Source organism: Mesorhizobium sp. M0140, assembly GCF_040322475.1.
GTDB lineage: Bacteria > Pseudomonadota > Alphaproteobacteria > Rhizobiales > Rhizobiaceae > Mesorhizobium.
Map to the genome: position 1 here is coordinate 153,808 of NZ_JAMYTM010000001.1, position 16,357 is coordinate 170,164.

Sequence of the window (16,357 nt, forward strand, 5' to 3'; positions counted from 1 at the left end):
ATCAGCTTTTCTCGAACTGGCGCCAGGCGGCCACCGCCTCGGCCACCGCTTGCCGGGCAGCGGGGATATGGCGTCCCATCGAGACGAAGCCGTGGATCTGGCCCGGCCATTGCCGCAGGATGAGCGGAACGCCCGCGGCTTGCAGGCGCGCCGCATAGGCTGCCCCTTCGTCGGCGAGGATGTCGCAGCCGGCAAGCGCCACAAAAGCCGGCGCCGCGCCGGCGAGGGCAGGCGCCAGCAAGGGCGAGACGCGCCAGTCCGTGATATCGTCGGGCGTTCGCAAATAATGGTCGCGGAACCAGGCCATGGTGGTTGCGGTGAGCCCGAAGCCGTCGCCGAAACGCCGGTAGCTGTCGGATGTCTGCCGCGCGTCGGTGTTGGGATAGATCAGGATCTGCGCGGCAAGGGACGGCGCCAGCCCATCGCGGGCGAGCAGCGCCAGCACGGCGGCGAGATTGCCGCCGGCGCTGTCGCCGGCCACACCGATGCGTCTGATGTCGATGCCGAGATCGGCGGCGTTCTCGGCCAGGAAACGAAGAGTTGCCAGACAATCCTCGAGCCCGGCGGGAAATTTATGGTCCGGTGCCAGGCGATAGTCAGGACAGACAATGACGGCGTTGCCGAGATTGGCCATCAGGCGACAGATCTCGTCATGCGAATCGAGGTTGCCGATGACCCAGCCGCCGCCATGCAAATAGAGCAGCGCCGGCGCCCCGCTTTGCGGTGCGCCGATGCCGCGATGGATGCGGAGCGCAATAGGCCCATTCGGCCCGTCGATCTGCCGTTCCTGGGTCGCAGCGACCGGCTCGTGCTCACCCTGTAGCGCCGGGAACGAGGCGTTGTAGGCAGTTCGCGCCGCCGCCACGCTGCCGGTCTCGAATGGCTCGCCGCCGGCTGCACGACCAATTTCGAGGACGCGCAGCGCATCCGGATCGAGCGTCATGATCATACCCTCAGGCCAGCAGGCTGCTCGCCTCTTCCTCGGTCAGCAGAGCCGGCTGCACGACATCGCCCGCGATGGCGACCGAGCCCTGTGTTTCACCGGAGCGCAGGATAGCCTCCATGACCTCCAGTACATGCAGCGCAAGGCTGCCGCAGGCCCGTGGGGTGTTGCCGGTTTGAAGCGAGCGCACCAGATCGGCGACGCCGAGCATGCGGTAATTGGCGCGATCGGGTGCCGCGTAAGGCCAGTTGCGGGCGCCGTAGAGCTCGCCCTCGCTGGCGAAATCCTGCCAGTCGGTGCCGCGTTCCGACAGCGACACCGTGCCGCCGAACGTGTCGGGGTCGGGCAGGCGCAGCGAGCCCTCCGTGCCGTGCAGTTCGATCGGATGGTTGGAGTGGCGAAAGACGTCCCACGAGGCGCCGAAGGTGACGGTCGCGCCGGAGCGGAACTCGAGCAGCGACAGCACATTGGTCGGCGTGCCGACCTTGAATGTGGTGTTCTTGAATGGCCCTTCGGCGGTGATCAGCCTTTCTTCCTGGCCGCGTGTCGCCATTGCCATGACGCGCTCGACCGGGCCGAGCAGATTGACCAGCATGGTCAGATAGTACGGACCCATGTCGAACACCGGGCCACCGCCTGGCTGGTAGTAGAATTGCGGGTTGGGGTGCCAGTGCTCCATGCCGCGGCCCATCATGAAGGCGGTGCCGGTGACCGGACGGCCAATGGCGCCCTGGTCCATCAACCGGCGCGCACGGCGCCCGGCAGCACCGAGGAACGTGTCGGGCGCCGAGCCGAGCAGCAGGCCGCGCGACCGCGCCTCATTGACCAGGCGCTGTCCATCGGCGGCCGAGGTGGCGAGCGGCTTTTCGGTGAAGACGTGCTTGCCGGCCGAAAGCGCGGCAAACGAAATATCGAAATGCGCCGCCGGAATGGTCAGGTTGAGGACAAGATCGATCTCGGGGTCGGCCAGCAGTGCATCGACGCCGAGTGCCCGTATGCCATATTCCTTCGCCCGCACTGCCGCCATGTCGGCGGAAATATCGGCGCAGGCGCGCAATTCGATGCCGCCGAAGAGGGCGGCATTGCGCAGATAGGTCATCGAGATATTGCCGCATCCGATGACGCCGATCCCGAGTTTCGTCATTGGTATCCCGTGCATTTTCGATCGTACCTCCCGATGCGCCATGCTCCGCCGGATTCGCCCAGCCGGCAACGGATCGCTTTCGCAAAGGGCTATACAACATTTTAAATATTGACGCGCGTAAAATTTTTATACAACATGCGAAAATGCTGGCGCGATATCGGGAGGCTGCCAGCCCTGGGAGGAGAAAATGACCGACATGAAAAAACGGCCGACCGCCGATGCGAATCCGGTGGGTCATGCGCGCATTGGGTATTTCCGTCGTGGCCAGGGACCGCGAGGGAGTCAGGCATAGATCACCTTGGCCCCGGTCCTATCAAGCTGGCTGCGTATCGCGCCGGACAGGCCATCGTCCGTGATCACGACATCGACGCTCGACAGCGAAAAGGCCTTTGAGGTCCCGCTGACGCCCCATTTGCTCGAATCCGCAAGGAGGACAACGCGCCGGGCCATGCGCACGAGGTTTCGCTTCGTTCGCGCCATGTCTTCGTTCACGTCGACCACATCCAGTGACGAGTCAATCGCATGCGCTCCAACAAAGACCTGATGCGCTACCAAGCCGCCGAGAGCCGTGTCGGCATCGGTGATCAGTGTGCTCACCGTGTCTGGATAGACCCGGCCGCCGATCATGTGAACGTCGAGCCCGGGCCGATGCATCAGATGCTGCACGATATTCATCGCCGTGGCCGCGACCACGACATTGCTGAGCGGCGGTAACAGCATGGCAACCTGCATCAATGTCGAGCCGCCGTCGAAGATGACCGATTGGTTGTCCTCGAACAGTTCTACCGCTGCCCGGGCGATGCGTTTCTTTGCATCGAGGTTCGTTTGCATCCGCCGGGCGAACGCGGCCGTGGTCGAATCCGTGGTTCGGGTTACCGCGCCTCCGCGGGTCTTGGTCAGCAGTCCCTTACGGTCCAGTATCTCGAGGTCGGAGCGCACAGTGACTTCCGACACGCCAAAATCGTCTGACAGGTCCTTGATGCGAACCTGTCCGCTGCGTTGCACTTCACCCAGGATCGATTGGCGTCTCTGCTCTGATAACATTGCCCTGTCCTTGCCTCCATCCGCCAAGCAATCCCCCTGGCCTCGGTTCACTCTACCAAAAATATGCGAATTCGAAAGCTTTCGAAAGATTGCATTTGTCTTTTCTTTCGCAAACACTGGGTCCAGGATTTTGAAATCAATCGATTGGAGAGTTTTGGACTCATGAGCCTCGGAACCAAGGTGCGCCTGGCGCGCCTCTTCTCACATCCATCGGGAAATCTTTTTGGCGGCGCGGTCGACCACTTTGTCGGCTATGGCGACGTGCGCAAAGGAGGTCTTGCCGACCTGCCGGGCGCGCTTGCACGCGTCATGGTAGGCAAACCCGACTACGTCAGCATCCAGCCTGGGACCGCGCGCCATCTGTGGCCGCAATACGCGGGCAAGGCTTGCCTGGTGATCCAGGCCGGCTGCTTCACCCCGGACGATCGCATCAGTGAACTGATTGCAACGCCCGAGGATGCGGTGCGCGCTGGCGCCGATGCGTTGGCCGTGGCCATTCCGGTGCGCGGCGCGACCGAGGGCAAATACATACGCTGGCTGACCGATTCGGTGAATGCGGCGGCCCGTTATGGCATGCCGGTGGTGGCGCATATCTACCCTCGCGATTTCACCGACGGGGCAAAAATCGTCTTCACCCCCGACGAGATCGCCTATGCGGCACGCATCGGCTACGAGTCCGGCGTCGACGTGATCAAGATCGGTTACACTGGCGATTTCGAGTCGTTTCGAGAGACCGTTCGGACCTGCCCGGTGCCGGTTGTGATCGCCGGCGGTCCGAAGACCGACACGCTGCTCGGCGCCCTTCAGCAGACGGCGGACGCCATCCGTGCCGGCGCACGTGGTGCCGTGGTGGGCCGCAATCTCTGGGGGCACGGCGATCCGGAAAAGGCAGCGATCGCCTTTCGGGGCGTCATCCATGACGGCCTTTCGGCGCAAGACGCCTTGGCGAAGGCAGGTGCCTGAACGATGCCTACCGTCCCTTCAATCCTCGGCTTCGGAGCTATTGCGATCGACGACATCGTCTATGTCGATCAGCCGTTGTCGGCGGGCAAGGGGAAGGTTCTGCAAAGTGCCCGAGCTTTCGGAGGAAATGTCGCGACGGCACTTGCCGCCGTCGCGCGGCTCGGCGGAAGCGCCGGGTTCGTCGGATGGCTGGGCAGTGCCGCCGACGACGCCGTGTTGTGCGATCTCGTTGCGAGCGGCGTTGAAACCGCGTTCGCGCCGCGCCACCCGCACGCGCGCCCGGTGCGCTCGCGGATCACCGTCGGTTCGGATGGCGAGCGATTCATCGCGTATGACGACGAAGCGATGCTGGGCACCGCGCCCGATTTTCCGGACGAGGTTCTCAGCCGCGCGACCGTCCTGATCGTCGACAGTTACGGGATCGGGTCGCTGGATGTCGTGGCTCGGGCTCGCGATCTCGGCCTTGCGATCCTCGGCGATGTCGAATGGAGCCACGGCCCGGCCACCGAGAGACTGATCGGGCTCTGCGACCATCTCATTCTTCCACTCGGCTTTGCGCGGACCGCCACGGGCCGCCGGTCGCCGGCCGAGATACTCGATGCGTTGTGGTTGCCGTCGCGGTCCGCCGTGGTCCTGACGGATGGCGGCAGGGGCGTCTTCTATCGCGGACGCAACGAGACAGGGCTCTGGCACCTGCCTCCGCACCGGGTTGCCGTCGTCGACTCGACCGGCGCCGGTGACTGCTTTCATGGCGCCTATGCCCTTGCATTGACGCGCGGGGCCGATACCGCAGGCCGGGTCGCGTTCGCGGCCGCGGCGGCGGCCCTTTCGATAACGGGGCGTGGCGGGCGCGAGGCGCTTCCGACCGACGCCCAGGTCACGGAACTCCTGGCATCGACGAACGCGCCGTCGGCAGTCGAACTGAAATATGCGCGGCTTGATACCGGAACATAGCCGAACTATCCGAGGAAAAATTCGCAGGTGAACGTAAGCCGAGGACAATCATAAAAATCAGTGGCTTAGACTTGTGGAGGGAGGAATATGGCAGAAGTCGTTCTTGAAAATATCTGCAAGACATACGGGAACAATTTTCACGCAATCGACCAATTGAACCTGTCGGTCAAGGACGGTGAGTTCTTGATTCTCGTCGGGCCGTCCGGCTGTGGCAAATCCACCGCGCTGCGGATGATCGCGGGGTTGGAGGACGTCACCAGCGGCAGCCTTCGGATCGCCGGTGTCGACGTCGTCGACATGCCGCCCAAGGACCGGGACATCGCGATGGTCTTCCAGAGCTACGCCCTCTACCCGCATATGACGGTGTTCGAAAACATCGGCTTTTCGATGCGGCTGGCAGGCAAGCCGAAGGCCGAGCGCAAAAAGCGCGTGGACGAGATCGCCAAAACCCTTCAACTGACGTCTCTGCTGGACAGCAAACCCGCGAACCTTTCAGGCGGACAGCGTCAAAGGGTTGCCATGGGCCGCGCCATGGTGCGCGAGCCGGCAGCCTTTCTCATGGACGAACCCCTTTCCAATCTGGACGCGAAATTGCGTGTTCAAATGCGCGCCGAAATTACCCGTCTGCAAAAGCAGCTCGGCGTAACCACCATATATGTGACCCACGACCAAACCGAAGCTATGACGATGGGCGACAGGGTCGCGGTGTTGAAAGGCGGCGTGTTGCAGCAGGTCGATACACCCAAGAGGCTCTATGAATCGCCGGTGAACGCCTTCGTTGCCGGCTTCATCGGGTCTCCTTCGATGAACCTTTTCGAGGCGACCCTGACAGGCGACGAACTGATGTCCGGTGCCTTAACCATCCGGCTGCAGGATGCAGCCTTCGTGCGCAGGCCGGGCTTGAGGTCGTATGCGGGGCGCAAGGTCGTGTTCGGGATACGACCGGAGGATCTCTATGACAGCAGCCTCGAATCCGGCCGCAAGTATCAGACGATACCGGCAAAGGTGACCTCGATCGAAGAACTTGGATCCGAACAAATCGTCCATCTCGACATCGACGCGGTCCGGGTGGACTCCGGCGACCCCGACGCGGTGCAGGATTTCGGCCTGGCGTCGAATGCGGTGGCGAAATTCGAACCGGTCAGCACAGTCCGCTCCGGCTCGGAAATCAGCTTGGCCCTGGATGATACCAAGCTCCATTTCTTCGATCCCGAGACGCATCTGGCAATCTGAATATCAGCGATAAGACCCGCGGGTGAGGGTGAGGCACCTGCATAAGAAGACTTGTGAATAACCAGACGATCGGCCGCATTGTGCGGTCGAATATAAAGAAGGAGGAGAAGATGACGTTTCGTATAAAACCCGCGATGCTGAAAATAGCCGCAGCCGCATGGTTGCTTGGCGCAACCGGCGCCATGGCGGATACGACGCTGGAATTCACCCAATGGTGGGAGCCCGAATTGCCGGCTGGCTCGCTCAGGGCAATCATGGATGACTTCGAGGCCGCAAATCCAGGAATCAAAGTGACGCTGGTCAGCGGCCCCTACGCGACCACGCGCGACCAGATCTCGGTTGGTGCTGCAACCGGAACGCTCAGCGACGTCGTCGGTCTCGACGGTGCCTGGGTGAACAATCTGAATGCGCAGAGCGCACTCGCCGACATGAATCCGATGATGGATGCGAGCGGTTTCGACAAGAGCCAGGTCGCGGACATCGTCAAGGTGGACGGCAAGGCGGTGATGTTTCCCGTGGCTTCTTTCGTCTATCCGGTCTTCGTGAATTTGGACCTCGCCGCCCAGGCAGGCGTGACCAAGCTGCCGTCGACCCGTGCGGAGTTTCTCGAAGCCGCCAAGAAGATGACGATCGCCGACAAGAACCAGTATGGCTGGGTGCTGCCCCTCTCGCTGCAAACGCCATCCGGCGTCCAGAACGACATGATGTCGTGGGTTTGGGCTTCGGGTCAGTCGATGATGGCGGACGGCAAGCCGGACCTTGAGGGCAAACCGGTGGTGGATATGCTCACCTTCGTCAAATCTCTCAACGACGCCGGAACCATCTCGCCCGGCATCGCCACCAAGACCGAGCAGGAAAAGGTCGAGGAGTTCGTCAACAACCGCGTCGGGATGATGATCGACTCGCTCGCGCATGTGAACCTCATCCGTAAGCGCAATCCCAAGCTGAACTTCGACCTCATCCCGGTCCCGGTCGTGGAAAACTATACCGGCAAGCGCGGCCTTCCCTATGCCTCCTGGGGCATCGGCATCTCTGCTGCCTCGAAACATCAGGAAGAGGCCTGGAAACTCGTCCAATATGTGATGAGTGAAAAGGTGAACGCCAAGCTCGTATCGCTTGCAAACGCCTTCCCGGGCAACGTCAACGCCCAGCCCGATTTCGTGACCTCGGACAAGGCTTTCGGCAAGGCTTTTGAAATCTTCAAGACCGGTTATCTCGCCAATGAGTTCACGGGCCTGCCGGTGGCAGAAGACCTGATGACCCAGTTCGACGTGCAAGCTCAAAAGATGCTCGCCGGCGAGCAATCTCCGGAACAAGCCGCAGCCGCCGCTCAGAAGGGCTGGATGGCGAAATTCTGATCGGCCTGTTCCCGTTTGCTATCTTTGACCGGGTGGCCTGACTTCGGGCAGGCCACCCGGCAACAACGGATCGGCAATTTGAGTGGACCTGTTTTTGAAGCTTACCTTCTCTTGAAGGCGTATCCCAAGGTTGGCACATGACCCGGCAAAAGCGCTCCCACCATAAGCTTAAACGAGCGGTCGCACCCTACCTCTATCTGTCGCCCTCGCTGCTCATAATCGGGCTTCTGATGCTGCTGCCGATGGTGACGGTGATTGGCTACTCGTTCCAGAACAGCGCGGTGCTGCGTCGTGACCCATCCTTTGCCGGACTGAAACACTACCAGGCGATCTTCGACGACCCCGTGTTCTGGGCTTCGCTGTGGCACACGCTCTACTTCACATGCATGAGTGTCATTTTCCACATGACCATTGGCATGGCCTTCGCGCTCATGCTGAACAGCGACCGCATCAATCCGACGCTGCGCAATATTCTGCGCGTGCTCTACATATTGCCTTGGCTGTTCACCGCGGTGATTATCGCCGTGATCTGGCGCCTGCTGCTTGAGCCGAACGGTGTCGTGAACAGCATACTCATGCAAATCGGCATCATCGGTTCCAAGGTCGAATGGTTTTCCTCGCCTGAGACCGCGCTGCACGCCGTCACCTTCGCCAATATCTGGGCGGGCTATCCGCTCTTCATGGTCAGCCTGCTCGCGGGTTTGCAGGGCATTCCCAAGGATTTCTACGAGGCCGCCGATATCGACGGGGCGAAAGCCTACCAGAAGCTGATCTTCATCACCATTCCGCAGCTGATGCCGATCATCATCAGCATCTCGCTGCTTGACTTCATCTGGACCATGCAGGTCTTCCCATTAATCTGGATAACGACGGGCGGTGGCCCGATCTACTCGACCGAGGTCCTCAGCACCTACACGTACAAGCTGGCGTTTTCGAGCTACAACCTGTCGCAGGCTTCGGCGAGCGCTGTGGTCATCTTGTTGATCTCTCTCGGCCTGACGCTGTTCTATATTCGCTATCAAAAGGCTCGGTAGTCATCATGAGGAAAAGGCATACGCCGAAAGACAGGCTGATCACCGTCGCGCTCCATGTAGCGCTTGCAGCGGGGCTCTTTTTCGCGGCATTTCCGATCTACTGGATGCTGAGCAGCTCGTTCAAATCGAATACCGAAATCTTTGCCCTGCCACCAACCATCCTGCCAAAGGCGTTTACGCTGGAAGCGTATGCAGCCATCCTTGGCGACCCGGTAAAGCTGCGCTTCTTCTTCAACAGCTATTTCGTGGCGGGAGCGGTGACTGTGCTGACGGTGCTGATCGCCCTGCTGGCGGCCTACGGGTTCAGCCGCTTCAACTTCCGCGGCAAGGGCAGCCTCAACACAATCATCATCAGCACGCAGACGATTCCGCCGATCACACTTTTGATCCCCTTCTTCGGGCTCGTCGTCTCATACGGCATCTTCGACACCTATGTCGCACTGATCCTGACTTATCTGGTGTTTACGCTGCCCTACGCGATCCTGCTAATGACGGGGTATCTGAACACCTTGCCCCGCGATCTCGATGAAGCTGTAGCCGTCGATGGCGGCACCAGTTGGACAGCGCTTTGGCGGGTGATAGTCCCGATTTCACTGCCTGGCATCGTGGCGACGTCAGTCTACACCTTCCTGTTGTGCTGGAACGAATTTCTCTTTGCGCTGACACTGACGAAGTCAACGTCCATGCGCACCGTCCCGATCGGCATCCAGCTGTTGATGGGGCAGCACGCCTTCGAATGGAACCAGATGATGGCAATGAGTGTGCTCGGCTCGCTACCGCTCTTGCTCATCTACCTCGTTGCCCAGAGGTACTTCCTCGCCGGCATGACCGCGGGCTCGGTCAAGTAGGACGTCCATCCGACGGCGACGCAGGGTGGCATCAAGCAATAGGCGATACCAAGGAATGAAAGGATGAACGTGAAAGACCTCAAAGTCGGCTGCCAGACCTTCACCTGGGAAATGCTGGGAGACCGGTTCACCGGCGGCCCCGACGATCTGCTGAAGGCGATCTCTGACGGTGGCTATGCCGGCATCGAGATCACCGACACCATGATCGGACATTATGGCGACAAGCCGGAGGAGTTCGCCGCCGCGCTGAAGGCGTCGGGGCTGACGCTGGTTTCCTTCGCCTTTGGCTCGAACAGTGGTTTTACGCTGAAGGAGGAGATCGGCGCCGATCTCGAGACCGCCAAACGCTGGATCGACTTCGCCGCCGCCTTCCCTGGCGCGCTCGTGTCGATGGGCTCTGCGACGGTGGTCTCCGACGGTCCGCGCGACGACAAATTCGCCATCGCCGCAGAGGTCTACAACGAGGCTGGCGAGCTTGGCCGCAAGACCGGCGTCCAGGTCGCGGTGCATCCAAGCTCGCACCACAACACGCTGCTGTTCGACCGGGCCGACTACGACACGATCTTTGCCTTGCTCGATCCCGATCTGGTCGGTTGGGTGCCGGATACCGGCCATATCCTGCGCGGCCACAAGGACATGGCCGACACGCTGCGCACCCACCGCGACCGCATCCGCTACATCCACCTCAAGGACGTCGATGCCAACGGTACCTGGGCCATGCTTGGCAAGGGCGTCTGCGACACGCCTGCGGTCATCGAGATCGCCGGCACCGCACCGCGCTTCAATGGCTGGCTGGTGCTGGAGGAAGAATCCGAAACGGCCGCCGCCGATCCCGCCGGCGCGGTCAAGACCAACCGCCAGACGATGCGCTCCTACGGCGCCTGAAGAACGAGACGATGATCAAGAAACAGGACAGACGCCTCAGGGTCGGCGTGCTCGGCTGCGGCCCCATCGCGCAGTTCGCGCATCTGGAATCCTGCGCCAAGGCCGGCAATGCCGACCTCTACGCCATCTGCGACGCGGCACCCGATCTGCTTGCGCGCATGGGCGCGACCTACGAGCCGCAGAAGATGTATTCCGACTATGAGGCAATGCTCGCCGATCCTGAGCTGGAAGCGGTGATCGTCGCCACATCGGACGCCTATCACGTGCCGATGTCGATCAGGGCGCTCAACGCCGGCAAGCATGTTCTCTGTGAAAAGCCGATCGGCACCTCGGTTGAGGAAGGCGAGGCGCTGGCCGAAGCGGTCAGGCGCTCGGGCAAGATCCTGCAGGTCGGGCACATGAAGCGCTTCGATCCGGCACTGGAGGCGGCGCGCGACTTCGTTCGAGACGAGATCGGCGAAGTGCTGGCGCTGAAGGCCTGGTACTGCGATTCCACCCATCGCTACACCAACACCGATGCCGTGCAGCCGCTGCCCGTCACCAGCAGGCTAGCCAGGAAGCCAGCGGGAAATCCCAAGGCTGATCTCAGGCAATATTTCATGCTGGCGCATGGCTCGCATCTCGTCGACACGGCGCGTTTCCTGTGTGGCGAAATCCTTGCGGTCCGCGCGCGCCTCAACGAGCGTTTCGGCGCCTATTGCTGGTTCGTCGAGACCGAGTTCGCCAGCGGCGCGCTCGGCCATCTCGACCTGACGGTTGCCGTGCGCATGGACTGGCACGAAGGTTTTCAGCTCTATGGCGAGAACGGCTCCGTTATCGCCAGGACATTCAACCCTTGGTATTTCCGCGCCAGCGAGGTCGACATTTTTCATGAGAAGGACGCGACATCGCGCCGGCCGCTCGGCGCCGATGGCCATTTCTTCCGCCGCCAGCTGGAAGGTCTTGCCGACACGGTGCTGAACGGCGCGCCGATGCGCGGCGCCAATGTCGAGGACGGCATCGGCTCGATCCGCGCCATGGTCGCCATCGCGCGTTCGGTGGTATCAGGCGAGCGAGTCGAACTCGCCTCGGTTTCGGGGGCGGTGTGATGCGTCTCGGCATTTTCGCCAAGACCTTTGCCGGCACCGACCCGGCCGCCGTGCTGGCTGCGGTGAAGCAGTCGGGATACGAGACGACGCAGCTCAATCTGGCCTGTGCCGGCCTGCCGTCGATGCCGGATGCTGTGCCGGCGGACGCCATCGCCTCCATCCGCACCGCAGCGCAATCGAGCGGTGTCTCACTTGCAGCACTTTCGGGCACCTACAACATGGCGCATCCCGACAAAGCCGTGCGCGACGATGGCCTTCGGCGTCTCGCCGTCGTCATCGAGGCTGCTGCTGCCCTCGACATCCCGCTGGTCACGCTCTGCACCGGCTCGCGCAACGCCGCCGATCAGTGGGCCTATCATCCCGACAATGCCGATCCGGCCGCCTGGTCCGACATGGCCGCCGAGATGGCGAAGGCGCTGGCGTTGGCCGAAGGTGCCAATGTCGATCTCGGCATCGAGCCTGAGCAGGCCAACATCGTCACCTCGGCCAGGGATGCGACCCGGCTGATCGCCGAGATGGGATCGAAGCATCTGAAGATCGTGCTCGATCCGGCAAACCTGTTCGAACACGCCACGCCCGGCGAGGCGCGCGCCATCGTTGCCGCCGCGATCGACGAGGCCGCCGGCCACATCGCCATGGCGCACGCCAAGGACCGCTATAGTGACGGCCGCTTTGCCCCATCAGGGCAAGGCATCGTCGATTTCCCGGATTTCGGCGCGCGGCTGAAGGCAGTCGGCTTCGAGGGATCGCTCGTCACCCACGGGCTGTCCGCCGACGAAGCCCCCGATGTCGCCGCCTTTCTACGAAGGCTCCTCTGATGGGCGCCGCCCCGACGATCCTGCTCCGCGACGATGCAGCGCTTCGTGTCTTCGACACGGGGCAGGGCAGACTTCCCGTCGTCTTCCAGCATGGCCTCGGCGGTGACGCAGCGCAGGTCGCGCAGAACTATCCCGACAGCCCGTCATACCGCCGGCTGACCGTCGAATGCCGCGCGCAGGGCGGTTCCGGCGCCGGTAGCAAGCGCCCGTTTTCGATCGCGATGTTCGCCGATGATGTGCTGGCCGCCGCAGATGCGGCCGGCCTCGACCGTTTCGTCGCCGGCGGCATTTCGATGGGTGCGGCCATTGCCTTGCAGCTTGCCGCCCGCCACCCTGACCGCGTCCTGGGTTTGGTGCTTGTTCGCCCTGCCTGGGCTTTCGACGCGGCACCGCAAAACATGCGCCCTTACGTGGAAGTGGCGGAGCTCATCCTCAGCCGTCCTTTATCGGAGGCGCGAGATATCTTCGCGGCGTCCGCGACGACCGCACGCTTTCGAACCGAAGCGCCGGACAATCTTGCTTCCCTGCTCGGCTTCTTCGCGCGCGAAGACGCGCCCGTCTTCGCCGAGGTGATGCAGGCGATCGCAGAGGATGGACCTGGCGTGACGCGGGCAGCGGCCGCTAGCCTTGCGTTCCCTACGCTCGTCATCGGCAGCGGCATCGATCTGGTCCATCCGCTGGCCGCCGCCCGCAGCCTCGCCGACGCCATCCCCAATGCGACCTTTGCCGAGGTGAGGCCGAAGGCCACCGACAAGGAGCGCCATTTCGCCGAAATTCGCGCCGCCATCGCGGACTTTCTCGACATAAATTTCAACAACCAGGACCAGTCATGATCTCGAAACCTCTCTCAGGCCCGGCCGCCATCGCCGCATTGCCACGCGATCGGATGATCGCCGAATTCTCGCTGTGGTCGGCCAACCTCGCCAATTTCGAAAACGACTTGAAGCGCATCGAGCCCTATGTCGATCTTCATCATATCGATGTGGCGGACGGCCACTTCGCCCCGTCCTTCCTGTTCTTTCCCGATCTTGTCGCCCGCATCGCCGGGCTGACGGCGAAACCCATCCACGTCCATCTGATGGTCGATGAAGCAATCGTCGAGGCGCAGACGCGCCAGTTCATCGAGGCCGGCGCCGACATGATCAGCGTCCATGCCGAGAATGGCGAGGCCGGATTGCGCGCCGTGCGGCTGGCGCGGGAGCTCGGCGCCGAGGCCGGCGTCGTACTCAGGCTGGAGACGCCTGTGGAAGCGGTGACGGCCTTTGCCCCGGAAGTCGCCTTCGTGACGCTTCTTGGAACCGCAATCGGCGTCAAGGGACAGAGCCTGTCGGACAAGGCCTGCGACAGGCTGGGCGCTGCCCGCGCCATCCTGAGAAAGGCCGGCCGTGAGGCACAGGTGGTTCTGGCGGCCGATGGCGGCATCCGCCACGAGACCGTGCCGTCGCTGCGTGCCGCCGGGGCTGAAACCGTGGTTCTCGGTTCGCTCGCCTTCGGTGACAAGGACCTCGCCGGCCGCATCGGCTGGCTGCACGGCTTGAAGGTCGCGGCATGACATCAGAAGCCGCCCTTGCGATCGATCTTGGCGGGACGGAGCTTCGTGTCGCCCTGGTCGACCGCGACGGCAAGATCCTGGCATTCGCGGCGGTGCCGACGCAGGCGCAGGCCGGTCCCGATGTGGTGATCGGCCAGATCGAGGCGTTGGCGGCGACAGTCCACGCCGAGGCGCCGGCACTCTCGATCGTCGGCGTCGGCGTCGGTGCGCCGGGACCGCTCGATCCGCTGGCCGGCATCGCCGTCGGCCCGCCGACACTCGCCGGCTGGCTGGACGTGCCGCTTGCCGACATCCTCGAGCGGCGGCTCGGCCTGCCGGTGCGGCTGGAGAACGACGCCAATGCCGCGGCGCTCGGCGAATGGCGTTTCGGTGCCGGCCATGGTGCGGGCTCGCTGGTCTTCGTCACGGTTTCCACCGGCATTGGCGGTGGTGTCGTCGTCGACGGCCGCATCCTGCATGGCCGCCGTGGCCTTGCCGCCGAGATCGGTCACATGACCATCACCAATGAAGGCGAGCGCTGCGTATGCGGTGTCGTTGGCTGCTTCGAGGCCATCGCCTCGGGAACGGCACTTGGCCGCCGCGCCAGCGCCGCCACGGCAGCCGGAGACGGCTCTACCTTGCGACGCTTGTCAGCGGACGCGGAGGTAACCGGCCGCCATGTCGTCGAGGCGGCACGGCTGCAGGACGCTCTTGCCTCGGCCTTGCTGGAGGAGGAAGCGCGCTGGCTGGGTGTTGGCTTCACCAATCTCCTGCATCTCTATTCGCCCGATGTGCTGGTCGTTGGCGGCGGCATCGCCAATGGGCTCGACCTGATGCTGCCGACCATCGAGGCGACCATCAGGCAACGGGCCATGCGCGCCTATCGCGACGTGCCGGTCGTTCAGGCCCAGCTCGGCCGCCATGCCGGGCTCGTCGGCGCCGCCAGCCTTGTGCTGTTCGACGACGGCGGCACTTTGGCAGCCCGCATGCCTGTTGGCCCAAGCACGTTTCCGGACACCGCTGAGCAAGACCGGCACGGTCTGACGTTGCGACCTGCATGACAAAGGCCAGAGGCAGCACGCCTCCGGCCTTTTACGCATTGACCGCGCGTCATTACTCGGCGGGAACAACGTCCGCCGGCAGGCTATCGTCGGCCGTGCCCGCCAGCGCCCTCGCCAGCTTGGCCTCGTCGAGTTCGCCTTCCCAGCGCGCCACCACCAGCGTGGCGACAGCATTGCCGACGAAGTTGGTCAACGCCCGGCATTCAGACATGAAGCGGTCGACGCCGAGGATCAGCGCCATGCCAGCGACCGGCACCGCCGGAACCACCGAAAGCGTCGCCGCAAGGGTGATGAAGCCGGCCCCGGTGATGCCGGCGGCACCCTTGGAGGAAAGCATGGCCACCAGCAGCAGCAGGATCTGGTCACCCATCGACAGGTGGATGTTGGTCGCCTGTGCGATGAACAGCGCCGCCAAGGTCATGTAGATGTTGGTGCCATCAAGGTTGAAGGAATAGCCGGTTGGGATGACCAGGCCGACGACCGAGCGCTTGGCGCCGGCCTTCTCCATCTTTTCCATCAGCGAGGGCAGGGCGGCCTCCGACGAGGAGGTGCCCAGCACCAAAAGCAGCTCTTCCTTGATGTAGCGGATCAGCGACAGGATGGAGAACCCGTTGTAGCGGCAGACCGCGCCAAGCACGACGAACACGAACAGGAACGACGTCACGTAGAAGGTGCCGACCAGCATGGCGAGGTTGATGACCGCGCCGATGCCGTATTTGCCGATGGTGAAGGCCATGGCGCCGAAGGCACCGATGGGGGCGGCCTTCATCAGCACGCTGACCAGCTTGAAGATCGGTGTCGTCAGCGCCTGCAGGAAATTGAGCACGGGCGTGCCCTTGTCGCCGACCAACGCCAGCGCGATGCCGAACAGCACCGAGAAGAACAGCACCTGCAGGATGTCGCCATCGGCGAAGGCGCCGACGATGGTCGACGGGATGATGTTCATCAGGAAGCCGGTGACCGACTGGTCGTGCGCCTTGGCGGCGTAAGTGCTGATGGTCGAGGCGTCGAGCGTCGCCGGGTCGATGTTGAAGCCGGCGCCCGGCTGCACGACATTGGCGACGACAAGGCCGATGATCAGAGCCAGCGTCGAAAAGGTGAGAAAATAGAGCATCGCCTTGCCGGCGACACGTCCGACCTTCTGCAGGTCGCTCATGCCGGCAATGCCCGTCGTCACGGTCAGGAAAATGACCGGGGCGATGATCATCTTGACCAGCTTGATGAAGGCGTCGCCGAGCGGCTTCATGCTCTCGCCGACCGACGGATAGAAATGGCCGAGCAGGATGCCGACGGTGATCGCGACGAGCACTTGCACGTAGAGTTGGGCATAGAAAGGCTTGCGCTGCGCGGCAAGCGCGCCTGATTGGTCTGCGATGTGCATCGAACTCTCCCTGGCCGGATGGGGCGGAGCGCCCTGCGTGACTTCTCCCATCGCGGCGCTCCGGTCGCACGC

At 62.9% G+C, this 16,357-nt stretch carries 16 protein-coding genes; 12 read left to right on the forward strand and 4 right to left on the reverse strand.

Annotated elements, in window-relative coordinates; translation table 11 throughout:
• Position 1: 1 nt before the first annotated feature.
• The 3 genes from NKJ37_RS00740 to NKJ37_RS00750 all read right to left on the reverse strand — a co-directional run bounded on the left by NKJ37_RS00740 (position 2) and on the right by NKJ37_RS00750 (position 3,131).
• The gene (locus tag NKJ37_RS00740) at positions 2-943 is read right to left on the reverse strand and encodes an alpha/beta hydrolase (protein ID WP_023808797.1); all 942 of its coding nucleotides are present in this window, start codon (positions 941-943) and stop codon (positions 2-4) included.
• A 10-nt stretch (positions 944-953) separates the two neighbouring features.
• Positions 954-2,102, reverse strand: a complete 1,149-nt coding sequence (locus NKJ37_RS00745) for a Gfo/Idh/MocA family protein (protein ID WP_023808796.1) — start codon at positions 2,100-2,102, stop codon at positions 954-956.
• 267 nt (positions 2,103-2,369) lie between these two features.
• Complete coding sequence (locus NKJ37_RS00750) at positions 2,370-3,131, reverse strand: DeoR/GlpR family DNA-binding transcription regulator (protein ID WP_023808795.1); 762 nt, start codon at positions 3,129-3,131, stop codon at positions 2,370-2,372.
• Positions 3,132-3,293: 162 nt separating this feature from the next.
• Here NKJ37_RS00750 and NKJ37_RS00755 point away from each other — a divergent pair, with 162 nt between their 5' ends.
• The 12 genes from NKJ37_RS00755 to NKJ37_RS00810 all read left to right on the forward strand — a co-directional run bounded on the left by NKJ37_RS00755 (position 3,294) and on the right by NKJ37_RS00810 (position 14,904).
• Positions 3,294-4,094 (forward strand): beta/alpha barrel domain-containing protein, encoded by an 801-nt coding sequence (locus NKJ37_RS00755; protein ID WP_127255183.1) that lies wholly within the window; start codon positions 3,294-3,296, stop codon positions 4,092-4,094.
• Positions 4,095-4,097: 3 nt separating this feature from the next.
• A complete protein-coding gene (locus NKJ37_RS00760) occupies positions 4,098-5,048 on the forward strand; it encodes a PfkB family carbohydrate kinase (protein WP_352554796.1) in 951 nt (316 codons plus the stop codon).
• A gap of 87 nt (positions 5,049-5,135) precedes the next feature.
• On the forward strand, positions 5,136-6,281 hold the full coding sequence (locus NKJ37_RS00765) for an ABC transporter ATP-binding protein (protein ID WP_352772202.1): 1,146 nt from the start codon (positions 5,136-5,138) through the stop codon (positions 6,279-6,281).
• 110 nt (positions 6,282-6,391) lie between these two features.
• Positions 6,392-7,639: an ABC transporter substrate-binding protein gene (locus tag NKJ37_RS00770; protein ID WP_352440061.1), complete on the forward strand. Its 1,248-nt coding sequence runs from the start codon at positions 6,392-6,394 to the stop codon at positions 7,637-7,639.
• Between the two features lie 137 nt (positions 7,640-7,776).
• Positions 7,777-8,673 (forward strand): carbohydrate ABC transporter permease, encoded by an 897-nt coding sequence (locus NKJ37_RS00775; RefSeq protein WP_023808791.1) that lies wholly within the window; start codon positions 7,777-7,779, stop codon positions 8,671-8,673.
• 5 nt (positions 8,674-8,678) lie between these two features.
• A complete protein-coding gene (locus tag NKJ37_RS00780) occupies positions 8,679-9,521 on the forward strand; it encodes a carbohydrate ABC transporter permease (RefSeq protein WP_023808790.1) in 843 nt (280 codons plus the stop codon).
• 63 nt (positions 9,522-9,584) lie between these two features.
• Complete coding sequence (locus tag NKJ37_RS00785; RefSeq protein WP_023808789.1) at positions 9,585-10,406, forward strand: sugar phosphate isomerase/epimerase family protein; 822 nt, start codon at positions 9,585-9,587, stop codon at positions 10,404-10,406.
• A gap of 11 nt (positions 10,407-10,417) precedes the next feature.
• On the forward strand, positions 10,418-11,494 hold the full coding sequence (locus tag NKJ37_RS00790) for a Gfo/Idh/MocA family protein (RefSeq protein ID WP_023808788.1): 1,077 nt from the start codon (positions 10,418-10,420) through the stop codon (positions 11,492-11,494).
• Complete coding sequence (locus NKJ37_RS00795) at positions 11,494-12,312, forward strand: sugar phosphate isomerase/epimerase family protein (protein WP_352674019.1); 819 nt, start codon at positions 11,494-11,496, stop codon at positions 12,310-12,312. The genes NKJ37_RS00790 and NKJ37_RS00795 overlap by 1 nt, the downstream gene beginning before the upstream one ends.
• The gene (locus tag NKJ37_RS00800) at positions 12,312-13,145 is read left to right on the forward strand and encodes an alpha/beta fold hydrolase (RefSeq protein ID WP_128302403.1); all 834 of its coding nucleotides are present in this window, start codon (positions 12,312-12,314) and stop codon (positions 13,143-13,145) included. The genes NKJ37_RS00795 and NKJ37_RS00800 overlap by 1 nt, the downstream gene beginning before the upstream one ends.
• Positions 13,142-13,864: a ribulose-phosphate 3-epimerase gene (locus NKJ37_RS00805; protein WP_023808785.1), complete on the forward strand. Its 723-nt coding sequence runs from the start codon at positions 13,142-13,144 to the stop codon at positions 13,862-13,864. Before NKJ37_RS00800 ends, NKJ37_RS00805 begins: the two co-directional genes overlap by 4 nt.
• Complete coding sequence (locus NKJ37_RS00810) at positions 13,861-14,904, forward strand: ROK family protein (RefSeq protein ID WP_128302404.1); 1,044 nt, start codon at positions 13,861-13,863, stop codon at positions 14,902-14,904. The genes NKJ37_RS00805 and NKJ37_RS00810 overlap by 4 nt, the downstream gene beginning before the upstream one ends.
• 52 nt (positions 14,905-14,956) lie before the next feature.
• Here the strand turns inward: NKJ37_RS00810 and NKJ37_RS00815 are convergent, their stop codons facing one another.
• Entirely contained in the window at positions 14,957-16,285 is a 1,329-nt protein-coding gene (locus NKJ37_RS00815; protein ID WP_023808783.1) for a dicarboxylate/amino acid:cation symporter, read from the reverse strand.
• Between the last annotated feature and the right edge of the window lie 72 nt (positions 16,286-16,357).

Bases quoted from the DNA above. Each gene is read 5' to 3' on its own strand.
- NKJ37_RS00805 (WP_023808785.1), top strand. From the start codon at position 13,142: ATGATCTCGAAACCTCTCTCAGGCCCGGCCGCCATCGCCGCATTGCCA.
- NKJ37_RS00740 (WP_023808797.1), bottom strand. From the start codon at position 943: ATGACGCTCGATCCGGATGCGCTGCGCGTCCTCGAAATTGGTCGTGCA.
- NKJ37_RS00765 (WP_352772202.1), top strand. From the start codon at position 5,136: ATGGCAGAAGTCGTTCTTGAAAATATCTGCAAGACATACGGGAACAAT.
- NKJ37_RS00775 (WP_023808791.1), top strand. From the start codon at position 7,777: ATGACCCGGCAAAAGCGCTCCCACCATAAGCTTAAACGAGCGGTCGCA.
- NKJ37_RS00755 (WP_127255183.1), top strand. From the start codon at position 3,294: ATGAGCCTCGGAACCAAGGTGCGCCTGGCGCGCCTCTTCTCACATCCA.
- NKJ37_RS00795 (WP_352674019.1), top strand. From the start codon at position 11,494: ATGCGTCTCGGCATTTTCGCCAAGACCTTTGCCGGCACCGACCCGGCC.
- NKJ37_RS00780 (WP_023808790.1), top strand. From the start codon at position 8,679: ATGAGGAAAAGGCATACGCCGAAAGACAGGCTGATCACCGTCGCGCTC.
- NKJ37_RS00745 (WP_023808796.1), bottom strand. From the start codon at position 2,102: ATGCACGGGATACCAATGACGAAACTCGGGATCGGCGTCATCGGATGC.
- NKJ37_RS00770 (WP_352440061.1), top strand. From the start codon at position 6,392: ATGACGTTTCGTATAAAACCCGCGATGCTGAAAATAGCCGCAGCCGCA.
- NKJ37_RS00785 (WP_023808789.1), top strand. From the start codon at position 9,585: ATGAACGTGAAAGACCTCAAAGTCGGCTGCCAGACCTTCACCTGGGAA.
- NKJ37_RS00750 (WP_023808795.1), bottom strand. From the start codon at position 3,131: ATGTTATCAGAGCAGAGACGCCAATCGATCCTGGGTGAAGTGCAACGC.
- NKJ37_RS00790 (WP_023808788.1), top strand. From the start codon at position 10,418: ATGATCAAGAAACAGGACAGACGCCTCAGGGTCGGCGTGCTCGGCTGC.
- NKJ37_RS00810 (WP_128302404.1), top strand. From the start codon at position 13,861: ATGACATCAGAAGCCGCCCTTGCGATCGATCTTGGCGGGACGGAGCTT.
- NKJ37_RS00760 (WP_352554796.1), top strand. From the start codon at position 4,098: ATGCCTACCGTCCCTTCAATCCTCGGCTTCGGAGCTATTGCGATCGAC.
- NKJ37_RS00800 (WP_128302403.1), top strand. From the start codon at position 12,312: ATGGGCGCCGCCCCGACGATCCTGCTCCGCGACGATGCAGCGCTTCGT.
- NKJ37_RS00815 (WP_023808783.1), bottom strand. From the start codon at position 16,285: ATGCACATCGCAGACCAATCAGGCGCGCTTGCCGCGCAGCGCAAGCCT.